17 protein-coding genes and 2 tRNA genes are annotated in these 18930 nt (G+C 69.6%); 10 read left to right on the forward strand and 9 right to left on the reverse strand.

The genetic code is table 11. From position 1 onward, the window contains the following. Nucleotides 1-64: 64 nt before the first annotated feature. From clpX to KBO27_RS19825, 6 genes are all read right to left on the reverse strand, one after another. Nucleotides 65-1345, reverse strand: a complete 1281-nt coding sequence (clpX, locus tag KBO27_RS19800; protein WP_132621009.1) for an ATP-dependent Clp protease ATP-binding subunit ClpX — start codon at nt 1343-1345, stop codon at nt 65-67. Between the two features lie 473 nt (nt 1346-1818). After that, entirely contained in the window at nt 1819-2451 is a 633-nt protein-coding gene (locus KBO27_RS19805) for an ATP-dependent Clp protease proteolytic subunit (RefSeq protein WP_132676021.1), read from the reverse strand. Between the two features lie 44 nt (nt 2452-2495). Next, the gene (locus KBO27_RS19810; RefSeq protein WP_132676019.1) at nt 2496-3122 is read right to left on the reverse strand and encodes a ClpP family protease; all 627 of its coding nucleotides are present in this window, start codon (nt 3120-3122) and stop codon (nt 2496-2498) included. Nucleotides 3123-3374: 252 nt separating this feature from the next. Continuing rightward, nucleotides 3375-4781, reverse strand: a complete 1407-nt coding sequence (gene tig / locus KBO27_RS19815; RefSeq protein ID WP_132680712.1) for a trigger factor — start codon at nt 4779-4781, stop codon at nt 3375-3377. Nucleotides 4782-4941: 160 nt separating this feature from the next. After that, nucleotides 4942-5142, reverse strand: a complete 201-nt coding sequence (locus tag KBO27_RS19820) for a hypothetical protein (RefSeq protein WP_132621001.1) — start codon at nt 5140-5142, stop codon at nt 4942-4944. 135 nt (nt 5143-5277) lie between these two features. Further along, nucleotides 5278-5351: transfer RNA gene (locus KBO27_RS19825), tRNA-Pro, on the reverse strand. A gap of 127 nt (nt 5352-5478) precedes the next feature. Between KBO27_RS19825 and KBO27_RS19830 the strand changes: the two genes are divergently transcribed. From KBO27_RS19830 to KBO27_RS19850, 5 genes are all read left to right on the forward strand, one after another. Next, nucleotides 5479-5549: transfer RNA gene (locus KBO27_RS19830), tRNA-Gly, on the forward strand. A 184-nt stretch (nt 5550-5733) separates the two neighbouring features. Next, a complete protein-coding gene (locus tag KBO27_RS19835) occupies nt 5734-7197 on the forward strand; it encodes an MDR family MFS transporter (protein WP_210971382.1) in 1464 nt (487 codons plus the stop codon). Between the two features lie 60 nt (nt 7198-7257). After that, the gene (locus tag KBO27_RS19840; RefSeq protein ID WP_210971484.1) at nt 7258-7884 is read left to right on the forward strand and encodes a 2'-5' RNA ligase family protein; all 627 of its coding nucleotides are present in this window, start codon (nt 7258-7260) and stop codon (nt 7882-7884) included. A 42-nt stretch (nt 7885-7926) separates the two neighbouring features. Further along, the gene (locus KBO27_RS19845) at nt 7927-9105 is read left to right on the forward strand and encodes a GNAT family N-acetyltransferase (protein ID WP_210971383.1); all 1179 of its coding nucleotides are present in this window, start codon (nt 7927-7929) and stop codon (nt 9103-9105) included. A 52-nt stretch (nt 9106-9157) separates the two neighbouring features. Next, nucleotides 9158-9892, forward strand: coding sequence for a hypothetical protein (locus tag KBO27_RS19850; protein ID WP_210971384.1), 735 nt, complete (start codon nt 9158-9160; stop codon nt 9890-9892). 96 nt (nt 9893-9988) lie between these two features. Here KBO27_RS19850 and KBO27_RS19855 read toward each other — a convergent pair whose 3' ends face one another. The 3 genes from KBO27_RS19855 to KBO27_RS19865 all read right to left on the reverse strand — a co-directional run bounded on the left by KBO27_RS19855 (nt 9989) and on the right by KBO27_RS19865 (nt 12396). Beyond that, the gene (locus KBO27_RS19855; RefSeq protein ID WP_210971385.1) at nt 9989-11110 is read right to left on the reverse strand and encodes a helix-turn-helix domain-containing protein; all 1122 of its coding nucleotides are present in this window, start codon (nt 11108-11110) and stop codon (nt 9989-9991) included. Nucleotides 11111-11204: 94 nt separating this feature from the next. Further along, on the reverse strand, nt 11205-12014 hold the full coding sequence (locus tag KBO27_RS19860) for an Fpg/Nei family DNA glycosylase (RefSeq protein ID WP_210971386.1): 810 nt from the start codon (nt 12012-12014) through the stop codon (nt 11205-11207). Nucleotides 12015-12090: 76 nt separating this feature from the next. Beyond that, complete coding sequence (locus tag KBO27_RS19865) at nt 12091-12396, reverse strand: hypothetical protein (RefSeq protein ID WP_132676001.1); 306 nt, start codon at nt 12394-12396, stop codon at nt 12091-12093. Nucleotides 12397-12445: 49 nt separating this feature from the next. Between KBO27_RS19865 and KBO27_RS19870 the strand changes: the two genes are divergently transcribed. The 5 genes from KBO27_RS19870 (at nt 12446) to KBO27_RS19890 (ending at nt 18930) form a co-directional block, all read left to right on the forward strand. Next, nucleotides 12446-13222 carry an MBL fold metallo-hydrolase gene (locus tag KBO27_RS19870; RefSeq protein WP_210971387.1) on the forward strand — a complete coding sequence of 259 codons (777 nt, stop codon included), beginning with the start codon at nt 12446-12448 and terminating at the stop codon, nt 13220-13222. A gap of 120 nt (nt 13223-13342) precedes the next feature. Beyond that, on the forward strand, nt 13343-13903 hold the full coding sequence (locus KBO27_RS19875) for a YbaB/EbfC family nucleoid-associated protein (RefSeq protein ID WP_210971388.1): 561 nt from the start codon (nt 13343-13345) through the stop codon (nt 13901-13903). Continuing rightward, on the forward strand, nt 13900-14229 hold the full coding sequence (locus KBO27_RS19880; protein WP_246537598.1) for a WXG100 family type VII secretion target: 330 nt from the start codon (nt 13900-13902) through the stop codon (nt 14227-14229). The genes KBO27_RS19875 and KBO27_RS19880 overlap by 4 nt, the downstream gene beginning before the upstream one ends. A gap of 14 nt (nt 14230-14243) precedes the next feature. After that, on the forward strand, nt 14244-18449 hold the full coding sequence (locus KBO27_RS19885; protein WP_210971389.1) for a WXG100-like domain-containing protein: 4206 nt from the start codon (nt 14244-14246) through the stop codon (nt 18447-18449). After that, nucleotides 18436-18930, forward strand: coding sequence for a hypothetical protein (locus tag KBO27_RS19890; protein WP_210971390.1), 495 nt, complete (start codon nt 18436-18438; stop codon nt 18928-18930). The genes KBO27_RS19885 and KBO27_RS19890 overlap by 14 nt, the downstream gene beginning before the upstream one ends.

Below are 18930 nucleotides of genomic sequence, written 5' to 3' on the forward strand. Positions count from 1 at the left end.
CGGGTGACGGGCCGCGAAAACGCCCCGTGCCGAGACCGGCACGGGGCGTTCGCGGAATGACAGCTCAGGCGGACTTCTCGCGGCGCTCCCGGCGCGATGCCTGACGGGCCACGATCGTCGGGTTGACGTTCTCCCGCACGGTCTGCTCGGTGATCACGACCTTCGCCACGTCCGAGCGGCTCGGGATGTCGTACATGACCGGCAGCAGGACCTCCTCCAGGATCGCGCGCAGACCGCGCGCCCCGGTGCCCCGCAGGATCGCCTGGTCGGCGATGGCCTCCAGCGCGGTCTTGGTGAACTCCAGCTCCACGTTGTCCATCTCGAACAACCGCTTGTACTGCTTCACCAGCGCGTTGCGCGGCTCGGTGAGGATCTGCACCAGTGACGCCTTGTCGAGGTTCGTCACGCTGGCCACCGTGGGCAGCCGGCCGATGAACTCCGGGATCAGGCCGTACTTGATCAGGTCCTCGGGCATCACGTCGGAGAAGTGGTCCGCGGTGTCGATCTCGGACTTCGAGCGCAGCTCCGCGCCGAACCCGACGCTGTGCTTGCCGACCCGCTCCTCGACGATCTTCTCCAGCCCGGCGAAGGCGCCGGCCACGATGAACAGCACGTTCGTCGTGTCGATCTGGATGAACTCCTGGTGCGGGTGCTTGCGACCGCCCTGCGGCGGCACGCTCGCGGTGGTGCCCTCCAGGATCTTCAGCAGCGCCTGCTGCACGCCCTCACCGGAGACGTCGCGCGTGATCGACGGGTTCTCGCTCTTGCGAGCGATCTTGTCGACCTCGTCGATGTAGATGATGCCGGTCTCGGCGCGCTTGACGTCGTAGTCGGCGGCCTGGATCAGCTTGAGCAGGATGTTCTCGACATCCTCACCCACGTACCCGGCTTCGGTCAGCGCCGTGGCGTCGGCGATCGCGAAGGGCACGTTGAGCATCTTGGCCAGCGTCTGCGCCAGGTAGGTCTTGCCGCAGCCGGTCGGACCGAGCATCAGAATGTTGGACTTGGCCAGCTCGACGGCCTCTTCACCACGCGCTTCACGCCGCTCACCGGCCTGGATGCGCTTGTAGTGGTTGTAGACCGCGACCGAGAGGTTGCGCTTCGCCGGGTCCTGCCCGATGACGTACTGGTCGAGGAACTCGTGGATCTCCGCCGGCTTGGGCAGCTCGTCGAGCTTGACCTCGCCGGCCTCGGCCAGCTCCTCTTCGATGATCTCGTTGCAGAGATCGATGCACTCATCGCAGATGTACACGCCGGGGCCGGCGATGAGCTTCTTCACCTGCTTTTGGCTCTTCCCGCAGAAGGAGCACTTCAGCAGGTCGCCGCCGTCACCGATACGTGCCATGACCGCTGACCCCGTCCCCTCCGGCGCGCCCTCCGAGTAGCGCGCCTGACCGTATGTGCCTCCGACGGTACCTGTCGTTCCCCGAGTTCGGGGAGACTCACAGTGTCCGCCATCGCCGAGCGTGCTGTGACCAGCCTCGCGTTCGGCGTGTCGCGGTCCCGGTGGCCGGGCGCGCCGCCCGGTCCACCTCAGGACCACCGACCGGAACTCACCCAGCCGGAACGTTTCCCGGGGACCCGCGAGCCCCCGGGAAACACTCGAGCTCCTGCTCCTGAAACCTTGCCCGAGCGGCGCAGCCGCGAGGCGTGAGAACCACCCTCGCAACTCGCACCGCCGCGGGTTCTCAGCGGTTCTCCGGGGAGGACGCCGCGACGCCGTGTATTGGCATACATCAGGAGTGGCGCCCGGACCCGGAGGGCCGCTGAGGTTCCGCTACCCGCACCCCCGAGCAAGGCGAGTGCGGTCACAAGGCCTCAGGACTGCTGTGCCGAGAGCTTCCGGTACGGCACGACCTCGTCGATGATGCCGTACTCCTTGGCCTGCTCGGCGGTGAGGATCTTGTCGCGGTCGACGTCCTCGTGCACCTGCTCCTTGGAGCGCTTGGTGTGCGTGGCCAGCGAGGACTCCATCAGGTCGCGCATCCGCTGGACCTCGGCGGCCTGGATCTCCAGGTCGGAGACCTGACCGTAGATGCCCTCCACGGACGGCTGGTGGATCAGCACGCGGGAGTTGGGCAGCGCCTGGCGCTTGCCCTCGGTGCCCGCGGCCAGCAGCACCGCAGCCGCCGAGGCCGCCTGGCCCAGGCAGATGGTGCGCACGTCGGGGCGGACGTACTGGATGGTGTCGTAGATGGCCATCATCGCGGTGAACGAGCCACCGGGGGAGTTGATGTACATCTGGATCTCGCGGTCCGGGTCGTCGGACTCCAGGAACAGCAGCTGCGCCATGACGTCGTTGGCCGACGCGTCGTCGACCTGGACGCCGAGGAACACGATGCGCTCCTCGAACAGCTTGTTGTACGGGTTGGACTCCTTGACCCCGTACGCGGTGCGCTCGACGAACGACGGCAGCACGTACCGGGACTGAAGAGACTGGTAAGGGTTCACGACAGGTGACTCCTCGTAACTAGGTCCGGGTGCGGGAGGGGTGATCAGCTGGTCGGCAGGTTCGCCGCGCTCGCCACGTAGTCCACGAGTCCGTAGTCGCGGGCTTCCTCGGCGGTGAACCACCGGTCCCGGTCGAAGTCGGTCATGATCGTCTCGACGGACTTGCCCGTCTGCCCGGCGATCAGGCCCGCCATCTCTTCCTTGTGCTTGGTGAACATCTTCGCCTGGATGGCGATGTCAGCCGCGGTACCACCGAGGCCCGCCGAAGGCTGGTGCATCATGATCCGCGCGTGCGGCAGCGCGAAGCGCTTGCCCTTGGCGCCCGCGGACAGCAGGAACTGGCCCATCGAGGCCGCCATGCCCATCGCGACCGTGGCCACGTCCGGCTTGATCAGTTCCATGGTGTCGTAGATCGCCATGCCCGCGGTGACCGAACCGCCCGGCGAGTTGATGTACAGCGAAATGTCGCGGTCCGGGTCCTCGGCCGCCAGCAGCAGCAGCTGCGAGCAGATCTGGTTCGAGATGTTCTCCTCGACCTGGGAGCCGAGGACGATGATCCGCTCCCGCAGCAGCCGCTCGTAAACCGAGTCGTTGAGCGAGAGTCCGTTCGTGCCCGTCCGCATGGACGGCGCCTGCGCGTTGGACGCCGGAACAGTCAGGTGCTGCGTCACGTCTCCCCTGCCTTCTCCCACAATGGGCCCTTGTCCACCCTGGTCAGTCGGGTCTTGCCGGAGCTCGTCGCAGTCCTTCCAAAGTGGACCCGACGAACCACCGGGTGTCCTCGGTGACCGCAGGTGATGTCCTGCTTCCCTACTCGGGTGATCCGCTACAACCGACCCTAACGAACGTGGGCGGCACCAGCTTCCCAGTACCGCCCACGTTCGCTTAGAGCATGCATATCAAGTTGTTCGGCGAGAGCCGGGTCACTCCTTGGCGGACTCCGCCTTCGCGTCGGTGGCCTCGGCCTCAGCGGCCTCGCCCTCGACGACCTCGGGGGTCTCCTCGCCCTCCTGCGGGCCGAACAGCTCGTCCATGTCCAGCTCGTTGCCGGCCGAGTCGGTCACGGTGGCCTGGCGGACCACCGAGAACAGCGCCTTGCTGCGGCGGACGTCGGCGAACAGCGCGCCGATCTGGCCCGACTCCTGGGCCTGCTGGACGAACTGGTCCGGGCTCATGCCGAAGCGCTGCGCCTGGTAAATGATCCGCTGCGTCAGCTCCTCGTCGGAAACCGACACGCCCTCTTCATCGGCGATGGTGTCCAGCACCAGCTGGGTGCGGACGGCCTTCTCAGCCTCTTCGCGGGTCTCGGTGTCGAACTGCTCGCGGTTCTTGTCCTGCGTCTCGAGCCAAGCCTCGAAGGCCTTCTCGTCGTGGTCGAACGGGTGCACCGCGTCGTGCTGGCGCACCTCGATCTCCTGCTCGACGACCTTCTCCGGCAGCGGGACCTCGATGGTCTCCAGCAGCACGTCCAGGACCTTGTCCCGGGCCTGCATGCCCTGCTCCATCTTCTTGACCCGGCCCAGGCGCTCGCGCAGGTCGGCGATCAGCTCGTCGATCGTGTCGAACTCGCTGGCCATCTGCGCGAACTCGTCGTCGGCCTCCGGCAGCTGGCGCTCCTTGATGGAGTTCACCTTCACCGAGACCTCGGCGTCCTTGCCCGCGTACTCGCCCGCCACCAGCTTCGTGGTGAAGGTCTTGGTCTCGCCCTCGGTCGCGCCGATCACCGCGTCGTCGATGCCCTCGACGAGCTGACCCGAGCCGATCTCGTAGGACAAGCCGGAGGTCTGAGCGTCCTCGACCTCTTCGCCGTCGACGGTGGCCGACAGGTCGATGCTGAGGAAGTCGCCCTCCTGCGCCGGGCGCTCGACGCCGGCCAGGGTGCCGAAACGAGCGCGCAGCGAGTCCAGCTGCTCGTTGACGTCCTCTTCCGCGACCTCGACGTCGTCAACGCTCACCGACAGCTCGCCGAAGGCGGGCACGGTGATCTCGGGGCGGACGTCGACCTCGGCGGTGAACGCGATCTCCGCGCCGTCCTCGATCTTGGTCACCTCGATGTCCGGGCGACCGAGGGTGCGCAGCTCGTCGCTGTTGACAGCCTCCAGGTACTTGGCCGGAACCGCCTCGTTGACGACCTCGTCGAGCACGGGTCCACGACCGATGCGGCTCTCCAGCACCCGCGCCGGGACCTTGCCCGGCCGGAAGCCGGGGATGCGGACCTGCTGGGCGAGTGCCTTGTACGCGCGGTCGAAGTTCGGCTTGAGCTCGTCGAACGGCACCTCGACGTTGATCCGGACGCGCGTCGGGCTCAGGTGCTCGACGGTGCTCTTCACGTGGTCTCCTAGTGCGAACGTGCTTGATTCCCCGGCGCTGGCTTCAGGGCGCGGCCAAACACCACGTCCAATGCCGGGCTGACCACCGAGTCTATTGCTTCCCACCCGGGCACGGGGTCCGGGGTTGCGACAAAGGGGTCGGGCTGGGTCGTCGAGCCGCTCAGCGAACCGGCGGACCACCGAGATCCGTCGGCGTCGACGCCGTCACGATGCCCGCCGCCGGAGACGACGCGGGAGCGGAGGGCGGGCCGGGAACCCACAGGGAGATGGCGATCAGCGCCACCACGGCGGCGCACAGCACCGCGCACACCACGGCTGCCGACCGCTGAACGCCGGGCCCGGCCAGAATCGCATCACGCACGCAGGGGAAATCGGCCCGGTTCACCAAGTCGTTACCGGACCCGGTCACCCGTTGCGGTGTGAATCACTCCCGAGCGGGCTCCGCCGATAAGCGAAACCGGCCACTCGCGAAACCTGCGAGCGGCCGGCCGACACGTCGGGGTGGCGGGATTTGAACCCACGACCCCTCGCACCCAAAGCGAGTGCGCTACCAACCTGCGCCACACCCCGTCCGACGTGCGACGCACCCGGGACGACCGGGTGCGTTGCGAAGAGCCTATCGCGACCGGTTAAGCTAGGGCACGCAAGGTCACCAACGGACCGCGGCAACTCCGCGACGACCAGGTGAAACCGGCACGCGGGCGTAGCTCAATGGTAGAGCCCCAGTCTTCCAAACTGGCTACGCGGGTTCGATTCCCGTCGCCCGCTCCGAACAGGGCGGAGACCCCGGTGAGCCCACCGGGATCTCCGCCCTTCGTCTTGTCCGCACCCCGCACGCGTGAGGCGGTTGCGAACCCCCGAGACCCCTGTGACCAGCGGGAAAAACCCGTTGGGCGTGGGCCGCCCCGTGGGGGATGCTGGAAGCGAATCCGGATTCCGAGCAGGGGGTTACGTGCGGCGGCTCGAGTACAAGTGGCTGGTCGGCATCACGTTCGTGCTGGCGCTGATCATGCAGATCCTGGACGTCACGATCCTCAACGTGGCGCTGGCCACGCTGGGGCGCGAGTTCCAGGCCGAGCCCGCCCAGCTCCAGTGGGTGCTGACCGGTTACATGGTCAGCCTCGCGGTCTTCATCCCCTCGTCCGGCTGGATCGCCGACCGCTTCGGCAGCAAGAAGACCTTCCAGGCCGCGGTGATCATCTTCACCCTCGCCTCGATGCTGTGCGGGATGGCGATGTCGATGGAGATGCTGGTCGGCTCCCGCATCCTCCAGGGCGTCGGCGGCGGCATGCTCGTCCCGGTCGGGCAGGCGATGATGTTCCGCGCCTTCCCCGCCCACGAGCGCGCGAAGGCCGGAGCGGTGCTGGCCATCCCGATCACCGTCGCGCCGATGCTCGGCCCGCTGCTCGGCGGTGTGCTCGTCGAGTACGCGAGCTGGCGGTGGATCTTCTTCATCAACCTTCCGGTCGGGGCGCTCGCGCTGCTGTTCACGATCCTGTTCCTCAAGGAGGAGTCGACCCGGGACCCGGGCCGCTTCGACGTGCCCGGCTTCGTGCTCGCCGGCGCGGGCCTGGCCACCCTGCTCGTCGGGCTGGACCAGGGTTCGCAGATCGGCTGGACCTCTCCTGCGGTGTGGCTGAGCCTCCTGGCGTCGGTGCTGCTCATCGGCGGCCTGGTGTGGCGGGAGCTCACCGTCACCTCGCCGATGCTGGACCTGCGGCTGCTCGCCAACCGCCTGTTCGGCACCGGCAACCTGCTGCTGCTGTGCATGACCGGCGCGATGTTCGGCGTGCTGTTCCTCATCCCGCTCTACCTGCAGACGCTGCGCGGCGTGTCGCCGATGTTCACCGGGCTGACGCTGATGCCCCAGGCCATCGCGATGCTGGCCACGACGCAGGTGGTCAGCCGCGCCTACGGGCGCATCGGCCCGAAGCGGCTGATCATCGCCGGGTTCGTCGTCCAGCTGTTCATCGGCGGACTGCTGCAGCTGCAGAACCTCAGCACTCCGCTGTGGGTCCTGACCTTGATGCTGGCCACCCAGGGCGTGGCGATGGGCCTGCTCATGACGCCGGTGCAGACCGCGACGTTCGCCGCCATCTCCGGCCCGGCGATGGGCATGGCCAGCTCGATGTTCAACGTCACCCGCCAGGTCGCCACGGCGCTGGGCACCGCGGTCGTGGCGACCGTGCTCACGGTGCTCATGCAGCGCGGCGAATCCACTGTGGACCACACCGTGCCTGCGATGGTGGCGGACGCTCAGATGAGCGCCTTCCACGGCGCGTTCCTGGTCTCGGTGGTCTTCGCGGTGCTGGGTATTGTGCTGGCATTGCGGGTGCGCGACGCCGATGCCGCGGCCACTCTCGACCGCCCGAAAGCCGCAGCACGGCAGGGTGAACCCGAGCCGTCGGAACCGTGAGATAGGTCAAGCGCGCCCCACTTCCGGACACGTCCGGGCACTATGTGAGGGGTGACCGACATGCCACATGCCGAGCAGGTTCGCAATCACACGCGCTGGCGCACCGACTGGCACGCGGGCCGCACCGGATACGCCTGGGTGCTGCCGCTGGCCGACCAGGCCGGCCTGCGCAAACTGGTCAACGACTACCAGTACGCGCTGCGCGATCTGCCCGGTTTCGACCTGGTCCCGCTGGAATGGATGCACATCCTCGTGCAGGAGATCGGCTTCACCGACGAGGTGGACGAGACCCGCATCGAACCGCTGCTGGAGGCCGCCCGCCCGAAGCTCGCCGGGGTGCTGCCGCTGACGCTGGCGTTCCACCACGCCGTCGTGCTGCCCGAGTCGCTGTCGCTGCCCGCCGAGCCGCAGTCCAGCGTGCTCGACCTGCGCGCGGCCGTCCGCGAGGCCACCTCCGAGGTGCTGGGCGCGGACGCGGTCCCGTCGGAGCCCGAGGACATCGACAAGCACGTGAGCCTCGCCCACTCCACCACCGACGGCCCGGCGATCTTCGCCATCGCGACCCTGCAGGCCACGATCGTCGAGTCGGCCACCGCGAAGGTCTCGGCGTTGTCGCTGGTCAAGATGAGCCGCGACCACTCCAGCACCGAGTGGGAGACGATCGCCGAGGTCCCGCTCGGCGGCTGAAAACCGGTCGCTTCCCGATCGTCGGCGCTGTACCAATGCGTCATGGGGAATCTTGAAGCGAGGAAGCTCGACGACGGGGAGCTGGACGAGTTCGTGGCCGTGTTCGGGGCCGCGTTCCTGGAGGACGCCGAGGAGGACCAGGCCCGGTTCCGGCCGGCGGTCCCGTTCGTCACGGCCCTGGGGGCCTTCGACGGCCCGGAGATGATCGGTTCCGCCGGTCACTACAGCACCGCGATCACGCTTCCCGGCGGGCGCGCGGCGCCGCTGGGCGGGGTCACGCTCGTGGGCGTCAAGCCGGGGCACCGCCGCCGCGGCGTGCTGACCTCGCTGATGCGCGAGCAGCTCGACGGCCTGCGCGAATCGGGCGTCGCGCTGGCCGCGCTGTACGCCTCCGAGGGCGCCATCTACGGCCGCTACGGCTACGGCGCGGCGACCTTCGAGAACCACCTCACCCTGCCCTCCGGCGCCCGGTTCCGCCCCGACGTCGAGGTCGACGAGCGCCCGGTGCGCGAGGTCGACCGGGACAGCGCGATGCCGGTCATCCACGAGCAGCACGCACGCATCGCCGCGAGCAGGATCGGGTGGATCGAGCGCGGCGACGGGGCGTGGGAAGCGCTGGAGCTGATGCGCCAGTCCCGCAGCGGAGGCGTTCCCTCCCGCTACGCGCTGCACCCCGAGGGGCACGTGATCTACCGGCCGACGCGGAAGTGGACCGAGCGCGGCCCGGACTACCGGCTGGAGATCACCCACCTGATGGCCGAGACCCCGCAGGCCTACGCCGCGCTGTGGCGGTACCTGATGGAGTTCGCCCTGGTCCGCGAGGTGCGGTGGAACAAGGCCGCCCTCGACGAACCGATCGTTCGCATGCTGGCCGACCCGCGCGCGGCCGAGCAGAGCATCGTCGACGGCCTGTGGCTCCGGCTGGTCGACGTGCCCGCCGCCCTGGCCGCCCGCGAGACGGGCTCCGACGTCGTCGTGGAGGTCACCGACTCGTTCTGCGAGTGGAACAACGGCCGCCGGCGGCTCGACGGAGGATCCACCACGGCCCCGGCCCAGCTGGCGCTGGACGTCGCCGACCTGGCCGCCGCGTACCTCGGCGGCTGCACGCTGCACCAGCTCGCCGCCGCGGGGCGGGTCCGCGAGCTGGAGCCGGGCGCGCTGAGCACCGCGTCGCGCGCACTGGCCACCGACCACGCTCCGAGCTGCCCGGACGCCTTCTAGCACCGTCCTCACGCGGGTACCGTCGGAGGTATCGGTCCCCGGGGAGGCAGGGATGACCAGTGCACTCGTAGTCCTGCTGATCGTGCTCGTCGTGCTGGGCGCCGCCGTGTGGTGGTCCCGGCAGAAGATCCTGACCCGCCAGCGAAAGCAGCTGGAGGACGACAAGGCCGAGGCCCGTCGCTGGGTGGAGCGGCTGGGCGGTCAGGTCCTCAACCTGATCGGCACCAACGAGGCCGCCAAGCAGGCCATGGCCGACGCGTCCGAGCGGCACGGCGCTGCGGTCTCCCAGCTCGACCAGACCACGACCTCCACGCAGGCCCGGCTGACCTCGGAGTCGGCGATGGAGGGGCTCTACTACGTGCGCGCCGCGCGCGTGGCGATGGACATGGATCCGGGCCCTGAGCTGCCCGCGCTGTCCGGTCAGCGCTACGCGGGTCGCGTCAGCGAGGACCGCGAGGTCGAGGTCGACGGCCAGGTGCAGGTGGCTTCACCGGAGCCGAGCGAACGCACTCCGCACTACTACCCGGGCGGCACGGTGGCCGGGAAACCCGTCCCGCAGGGCTGGTACAGCGATCCGTGGTGGAAGCCGGCGATGGCTGCCGGCATGTGGACCGCGGGTTCGTACGTGATGATGTCCGCGATGTTCGTGGGCATGACCAGCGTCCCGGCCGAGGCCGCCTACGCCGACGGTTTCGCCGACGGAAACGCCGCAGACCCCGGCGGAGACCCCGGCGCCGCCGACACCGGAGGCATGGACGGCTTCGACTTCGGCGGCTTCGGCTTCTGACCCCTCACCCACGACGGCTCAGGTCCTCTTCCTTGAGAATGTCGTTGCAGGTGACGAGCCAGTCGAGATCACGTCACGCGCATGGTCCGCATGCGTTCAGCGGGCGGCGAGCGTGGTGAGCAGGCCTTGGAGGCTGTGGGGCGCGCGGAGCCTTCTCGCCGTGGTGGCGGCCTCGCTCAACCGCTTGCTCGCTCGGGCTGAGGTCACCTCCGCTGCCAGCTTCGCGACCTGTTCCGCGGCACGTTCCGCTTCCGACCACGAGCGGACCTCGACCAGCGCGGAGACCAGGCTCACCGCACCCAGGTAGGACGCCCACCGGTACTCCGCGGGAATCCCTTCGAGCGCAGCGGCAGAGCAGTCCACGGCACGTTCCGGGCGGCCGATCGCGCGCCACATGCAGCCCTCGTGAACGGTGAGTTCGCGCAGGTCCACCCACCAAGCCCATTCCGGGTCCGTGCTCTGGACGCTGGAATCGACCTCTGCTTGAGCCCGGTGGATGAGCGTGATCGCGCGGTCGTCGCCCAGATCGGCGGCGGCGCGCGCTCGGCGGAGCGCCGTCATGACTCGCACCCGCGGGCTGAGCGGGAACCGTTCCATGAGCTCGACCGTGCGCAGGGCTTCCCGCGCTTGCCCGGTCTCCTGCGCCAGCAAGGCCATGTTGCCCAGCAAGAACAGTTCCATGCCGGTGTCTCCGGCGAGCCTGGCCAGGTGAAGCGCCTCCAGGTTCAGCGTGCGGGCCTTCTCGTGCTGCATGGCGTCGAAGGCGAGCCATCCGGCGACTTCCCCGAGTTCCGCGACGGTGGCGGTGAAGTCGGTTTCGAGCGCGGCCGGGTACTTCCCGGATGCCAGCCGCGCGGACGCGGTCCGGAACATGCGGGTCGCCATCGGGACGAGGTCCGCACCCCCGTACCGCCCGTCGAGCTGCACCAGGTGCACGATGCTCGCGCGCAGTTGATCAACGCAGTCGCCGGTCACAGGATCGTCGCTGGGCGGAAGCGGGGCGGGTCCAGCCGGGAAGGCACTGCGGACGAGGTCTCCGCCGACGTCCAACACCTCGTCCAGGCGCTCGACCAGATCCCGAGCGGGGACTGCGCGGTCGTTCTCCCAGCGGGACACCGCCGATTGGTCGACGTGGACGCGCTCTGCCAGTTGCGGCTGGGTCAGTCCCGACGCCGCGCGGTGCCGCCGCAGAATCCGTCCGAACGAGTCGTCGGTCATGGGTACCGCACCTCCCGCCGGAGAACTCGCCCCATGCGGGCGCGTGATCCAGATTACCGAGCGCGTGGGGCCGACGTTTCGGTTGAGCCGCTGGTCACTCGGGTTGGCAGGTGGGGCACCAGTAGAGCTTGCGGGCGGCGAGGTCGGTGGTGAGGACCTCGTCTCCGCAGATAAGGCAGGGCATTCCCGCGCGGCGGTAGACGTAGACCTCGCCGCCGTGGCGGTCCTGGCGCGGGGCCCGGCCGGTGGCTTCGGGGAGGTGCTCCGGGCGAACGGTGTCGATGCGGCCGACCTTGACGCCGTCGGCCATGAGCTCCACCAGGTCGGCCCAGATGAGTTCCCAGCGCTGCCTGCCGAGGTCGCGGCCGGGGGTCATGGGCGGGATGCCGTGCCGGAACAGGACTTCGGCGCGGTAGACGTTGCCGACCCCGGCGAGGATCTTCTGATCCATCAGCAGGGCGGCGATGCTGGTGCGCGACTTCGAGATCCGCGCCCACGCCCGCTCCGGCTCGGCGTCGTTGCGCAGCGGGTCGGGTCCCAGCCGGTCGCGCACGGCGGTGACCTCGTCGGGGGTGAGCAGTTCGCACTGGGTGGGTCCGCGCAGGTCGGTGAAGTGCGTCGGACCGACGATGCGCATCCGCACCTGACCACGCGGTTCGGCGACCGGCAGCTCGCTCTCGGTGAACGTCCCGTAGAGCCCGAGGTGGACGTGCACGACGCGGTCACCGCCGTAGGAGTGGAAAAGGTGCTTGCCGTGCGCCTCGGCCCGCTCGAACACGGCTCCGTCCAGCACCGACGCGCTGGAGGCGAAACGTCCCTGCGGGCTGCTGACCCGAACCGCGGCGCCCGCGAACAGCTCGTGGTGCACCCCGGCGAGCCGGTGCAGCGTGTGGCCTTCGGGCAAAACCCGTCCTCCCGAACTCGTCGTGCGCGGGGGAAAAGTCAAGCACACGTCGCCGGAAGGCCCTGCCAGGGGAGCCTCAGATGAGGACCCAGACCACGATCGATTCCAGCAGGTAGATCACCGTGCACCACAGGGCGATCCACAGGCCCCGGCGGACCGGGCGCTCCACGTGGCGGAGGAATCCGGCGAGGAACGCGACCAGCACCACCGCGACCGCGCCGGCGATGAGCCACAGCCCCGCGCCCAGCCCGCAGTCCGGCTCGGGGCAGGTCGAACCCGGACCGCCGATCAGCATCGGGGACAGGGCGCTGTTGGCGAAGAACAGCACGCCGACACCGACGGCGGTCGCGAGCAGTGCTGTGAGGGCGACGTAGAGACGCATCGTCGAAGTCTCCCAGAGATCATCCGGCGGTCGCACTAGGATCCACCCGGTGAGCAACGCGTGGATCGAGGTGGCCGAGCGGGTTTTCGCCCGCCGTCACGCCGAACTCGACCTGACCACGGGTCTCGTCGTCGGCGACGAGGCCGCGCTGCTGATCGACACCCGGGGCGATCATCGCCAGGGCGCCGACCTGGCCGAGGCGGTCCGCCAGATCACGCGCGCACCTCTGCGCATCGCCCTCACCCACGGGCACTTCGACCACTGCTTCGGCACTTCGGCGTTCCTGCCCGCACCAGTCTGGGCCCACCACCGGTGCCCGGACTTCCTCGACCGAACCGCCTCCGCCCAGCGCGAGCACTGGGTCGAGCACTACCGGGAGCAGGGCGACCCCGACACGGCCGACGCCCTCGCCGCCGCCACCCCGACGCCCCCGGACCACCTCGTCACGGACGCGGCGGAGCTGGACCTGGGCGGCCGCGCGGTCCGCCTGCACCACCCCGGCCTCGGGCACACCGACCACGACCTGATCGTCGAGGTCCCCGACGCCGCGGTCGTCTTCGCCGGCGACCTCGTCGAGCAGGGCGCTCCCCCGGACTTCGAAGACGCCCACCCCCAGCACTGGCCCGCCGCGGTGGAAGCCCTGCTCACCCTGCACCCCACCACCGTCGTCCCAGGCCACGGCACCCCGGTCACCCCGGACTTCGTGCGCGGCCAGCACGCGGAACTGGCCCTGCTCGCCGAGGTGTGCCGGGGGCGGCTTCCGGCCGCGAGATCACCCTTCCCGGACGACACCACTCGCATCGCACTAGGCCGTTCAGCCCAGTGAAATGCATCGTTCGGCCGCATTGTGCTGCTCGGTGGCACCGATGCGCCGAGGCACACGTCAAACTGACCGGAGTCATCAAATCCGCACTGCGCGTGCTGTTGAGCCGGGGGAAGGCTGGAGATGTCTGGACGGGACTTCGACGGGTCGAGCGACGAGAAGGTCGCGCGGAACGCTGCGCTGCGGAACCAGATCGACGACATGCTCGATGATCTGCGCAAGCGCACCGCCGATCTCCAGGAGAAGCAGGCCGCTGCCGCTCAGCAGACCTTCGAGGCTTCGTCCGACGACGGCATGGTCAACGTCCGGGTGGACGCGACCGGGACCGTGCAGGAAGTCCGGCTGTCGGACAAGGCGTTCGAGCGCACCAACCCCGAGAAGCTGGCTCGCAGCATCACCAGCGTGATCCGCGAGGCGTCCGGGACGGCGCAGCGGCAGCTGCAGAGCACCTTCGCGGCGGAAGCCGACGTGTCGAACGTGCCGGAGGTTCCCGGGGTTCCGTCGTTGCAGGGCCTGCTCAACAGCGGACCGCTGGTCGAGCCGCCGGATCCCGACGCCGAACGGGCCCGGCGCCGCAGCGAGGAGGCCCAGTCCGGGCGAGCCGCGACCGCACCGCAGGTGCAGGCCGCACCCGACGACTGGGATGACGACTGGGAGAGCAACCGCAGAGGGGGCCGCCGATGAGCGGGAAGATGCGGATGCAGCCCGAGGAGATCCGCTCGGGCGGCAAGAAGATCGGCGACTCCGGGGACGACCTGGATCAGGTCCTGAGCACCCTGAAGTCCTCGTTGGACGGTGAAGGTGAGTGCTGGGGCAACGATGAGGCCGGCCAGAAGTTCGGCGGCGACTACACCAAGGGCCGCGACAGCGTGCTGGACAGCCTGAAGAAGGTCGTCAAAGCGCTCGGCGACATCGACGACAACCTCAAAGCCACCGCCGACGACACCGAGTCCGGCGACGCCCAGTCCGCAGGCGGCATCGGCAAGGCCGGCTCGGACATGCCCCGGTAGGGAGTTGACTTCACTTGAGCATCGAGATGCCCGACGAGGTCAAGTGGCTGCTGCCGATCGTCGTCGGACAATCCTGGCCCGAAGGTGACGAGGACGCCATGCGTCGGATGGCCGACGCGTGGCGCACCGCCGCCGACGGCATCGACGGGGTCCAGAGCTCCGCCAACGGTGGCGCCCAGCAGGTCAAGTCCGCGATGGAGGGCAAGACCGGCGAGGCGTTCACCAAGCTGTGGAAGGACATCGGCGACGGCGGCGAATCAGCGCTGCCGAAGCTGAAGGAGGCGTGCGAGAAGCTCGCCAAGTCGTGCGATGACGCGGCGCTGGACGTCGAGCACACCAAGCTGACCATCATCGCCTCGCTGATCGCGCTGGCGATCCAGATCGCCGCGATGCTCGCCGCCGCGCCGGTCACCTTCGGGGCCTCCACCGCCGGTATCGCCGCAGCTCAGGGCATCACCCGCGTGGTGGTGCTGCAGATCTTCAAGCAGTTGGTCTTCAGCATCCTCAAGAACGTCGCCATCGAGGTCGCCACCTCGGTCGCGATCGAATTCGCGGTGCAGGGCACGCAGGTCGCCATGGGCAACCGCGACGGGCTCGACGGCGGCAAGTTCAAGGAGGCCGCGATCAGCGGCGCCATCGGGGGTGCCGTGGGCGGCGTCTTCGAGGGCGTCGGCAAGTCCGTCGGCCGGGGCGCCGGGGACGCCGTCGGCGACGCGGCCGGTGACGCTGCGGGCAACGCGGGCACCGCCGCCGGGCGCGCGGCGGGCGACGCCGCAGGTGACGCGGCCGGTGAGGCCGCCGAGAGCGCCGCGAAGTCCATCGGCAAGGAAGCCGTGAAGGAAGGCGCCCTCGGCGCCGCCGAAGGCGCGGTGGGCAGCGTCGCCGAGCAAGCGATCATGGAAGGCAAGATCGACTGGGGCGACGTCGGCACCGGTGCGATGTCCGGCGGCGCCACAGGCGCCGGCATGGGCGGCCTCGGCGCGGGCAAGGAGCACTTCGGCGGCGACGTCGACGTGCCCGACACCGACGGGAGCTCGTCGGGCACGGGTTCTTCGTCGGACTCCGGTGGGTCGTCTTCGTCCGACTCCGGGTCTTCCTCGTCTTCGTCCGATTCCAGCAGCTCCGGCTCGGGCTCGGGGGGTTCGTCCTCGGACTCCGGCGGTTCTTCGTCGGATTCGAGCAGTGCGTCTTCCTCGGATTCGGGGAGCTCGTCGTCCTCGGACTCGGGCACGTCCGCGTCGTCCTCGGACAACGGGCCGTCGGGGTCGGGCTCCTCCGATTCCGGTGGCTCGTCGGAGTCGAGCTCGCGCAGTTCGTCGCCGGATTCGGGCTCTGGTGGTTCCTCGTCCTCTGATTCGGGCACCTCCGCGTCGTCCTCGGACGGCGGGTCGTCGCGTTCCGACTCTTCGGGCTCCGGCGGCTCGTCGGGTCCCTCCACCGCGAGCACGTCGGATTCCTCGTCCGGTTCCGGTTCCTCGGACCGATCGTCCGGGAGCGCCGACTCGTCGTCCAACGGCTCCAGCGCGGCGGACAGCAGCTCTTCGTCCGGTGGTTCGACGCCGGAAGCGCGCTCCGCATCGTCCGATTCGCCCTCGACCACGTCCGACAGCGGTTCCTCGACCTCCGATTCCCGACCCGCGTCGAGCGCGGACTCCCCGTCCTCCAGCGGCGATTCGAGCCGCTCGGCCGCACCCTCCACTTCGGACGCGAGCAGCTCGCCGTCCGGTGGCGACGGCGGTCCCAGCCGATCCGGCGGTGGAGATTCGACGCCCTCGGCCGGGAGCGGCGACCCGGGCTCGCGCGAATCCTCCGGCAGCGGAGGAACTTCCGGCGCGGGCGTGGCGCCTTCCGGTGGTGGGCCATCGCCGAGCTCGCATTCGGGCAGTTCTTTCAGCGGCACGCTGAACGGCGATCCCGACCGCTCGCCGAGCAGTCCGGCGAGCACGACCGCGTCGTCCAACGTGGACGCTCCGCCGGCCCCCGCGGCCTCGGGTGCCCCGGCTGCGGCAGGTCCCGCACCTCGTGCCGACCAGCCGTCGGCGGGGAGCCCGATGGGCGGCATGGCCGGTGGCGCTCCGGGCGCGACCGGCGGCGGCCCCACACCTTCCGCAGGTGGTGGTCGTCCCGGTGGCACCGGTGGCTGGACCGGCACCGCGGGCTCTCCGGGAGCCGCAGCACGCCCGACGGGCGGCGACGCAGGTCCGCGCCCGGACACCTCTCGCCCCGCCCCCGCGTCCCGGGGACCGGCGACCCCGGACGCACCGTCGCGCCCGAACACCAGGCCGGACGGCGGTGTCCCGCAGCAGCGCACCCAGCAGGGCCCGAGCTCCGCTCCCCCGCGCCCGAACTCCACGGCACCACGTCCGGACACGCCGAACCAGCGTCCCGACGGCACGGCACCACGCCCGGAAGGACCAGGTCAGCGGCCCAACGGGTCAACCCCGCAGGAGGTCGGCCGTCCCGACGGGACGAGCCCGGAGACCCAGCGCCCCGACGGCTCGGACCCGAACGGCCCCCGATCCGACGACTCCCCCGGCGACGCCGACGGCAGGCCGGACCGCCACGACGACGCCGACCAGCCCAAGGACGCCGAACCCGGCACGCCGGAGCGCCAGGAGCAGATCGACACCGCCGAGGCCAACCGGCAGGAAACCCCGGCAGGCTCGTCGTTCCACGACGACCCCAACATGCGGGACCTGGCGAACCGAGTCCCGGATGACGGCGTCCACCACACCGTCGACGTCCACGCCTTACCCGACGGCCGCGTCCGCATCGGCGACAACACCTTCTCCGCGAAGGAATTCGCCGACATGCTCCGCCGCGACCCGAACTTCGACGGCAGCAAACCGGTCCGCCTCCTCTCCTGCGACGCGGGAACCAGCGGCCTGGCCCGAGACCTCGCCAACGAACTCGGCACCCCGGTCACCGCACCCCGCGGCCTCGCCTGGACCGACGGCAACGGCCGGGTCTTCGCCTCCGACATGGGCCCCGACGGCCGCCCGGGCTGGCCCCCGAACGGAGGCTGGGACACCCACCACCCCGACGGCACCACCACGCCGGCCAGCAACGACGGCTTCCACCCGACCCGAGACGGGGAGGACCCAGGCCGACGGCCGGAGGACGCCGAGGCGCGAGGCAAGCGCGACACCGACAGCCGCGATGAGGCGGATGAACCTCCGGGCAAGAAGCCACGCTCCGACGACGACCAGCCGGATGGCTCCGATGGCGAACGCCCGGCCGCCACGAACGCCGCAGGTGACTTCGACCCACCGCCGTCTCGCGATGTGCTGCAGACGTTCTCGCCCAACACGCTGCCTGACCACTACGGCACCGGGGCCGGTAACCGACCGTCCGTGCCGGACCCCGTCACGACGTGGAACCGGCCCGACGACCCGACCTTCACCCGTCCGGCCAACGACCCGAACGGGCGTAGCCCGATCTCGATCCCAGACTCGTCGAACCCGAAACCGCTCAACAAACTCGGCCCCCAAACAGCGCTGAGCTCGCTGTCGGAAAAGGGCAAGCTTGCCGCTAACACTCGCTACGACGTCGCCGGGCGCGGAAGCTTCTTCACCGACGGGTCCGGAAAGATCAAGTGGGCGGAGATCGACACCGACGCTCCCGGTTACAACCGCCACCGCAACGTCGAGTTGCGCCGTCCGGCGCCCAACGCCGCCTACCGGGTGGACAACAACTGGACCTTCAACACCAACGACAGGGGTCAGACCGAACGGATGTCCGGCACCCCGCACTACCAGGGCACCCCTTCGGCGCTGCCCGACAGATTCTACGACCGCGACCAAACGTCGCAGAACCGAGCAGGCGCCGAGGGCCGAGCAGAGTATTCGCACCGGCACTGGGCCGGTGGGCACATGGCCGCCCACGAAGCGGGCGGTCCCGGTGAGTACATCAACATGTTCCCGCAGATGGCTGCATCCAACAGCGGGCACAACCGGGAGGGCATGACCAACAGGGCGTCGTGGCGCAATCTTGAGGACTACCTCTCCAGCGCTCATGACCGCGGCTCAACGATCGATCGGATCGAGGTGCTGGCGCCTCGCGAGGCCGACGGCATCCCGACCAACGTGACGTACCGTTGGCTGGAGACCGACGAGCACGGTGTCACCCGCTACATGCAGTCGGTCTTCCCCAACCGGCCGGACCCGGACTTCAACTACGGTCCGTGGAGGGATTACGGCGAGGACGATGACGAATCCTGAAAACAACCCGACCGCACCGGCGGCGGATGCGGACCAAGTCCGCGACGAGCTTGTCCAGGCACTGGTGTCCGGTGCACCACCGGACTGGGCCGAGATCCACCTGGAGTTCCGCGGGAGCAGCACCATCTGCCAGGAAGAGGTAACGGGGTCGACGCTGTCCGGTGGACCGCTGCTCATGCCTCCGCCACCCGACTCGGCGCAACGTCTGAAGCAGCTCCGCGCGGCCATGTACGAGCCGGGCCGTGGCACCTGGTTCTCGGCGGGCATCACCGTGAAGAGGAATGAAGAAGCAGCTTTCGTGTTCAACTACACTGACGATCCACACTGGACGCCGGTGTCGCCGACCGTGTTCACGCTGGACCAAGAGCGCTTTCCCCGCGATGAGCAGCACATTCCCGCCTGGCTGAGGCAAAGGCTGGCCGAAGGCGCCGCCACGGAGCGCGAGCACGCGCGAGGCCGACGGGGCGACGGGCTCGCCTGA

Source organism: Saccharopolyspora endophytica (genome assembly GCF_018070075.1).
Lineage (GTDB): Bacteria > Actinomycetota > Actinomycetes > Mycobacteriales > Pseudonocardiaceae > Saccharopolyspora > Saccharopolyspora endophytica.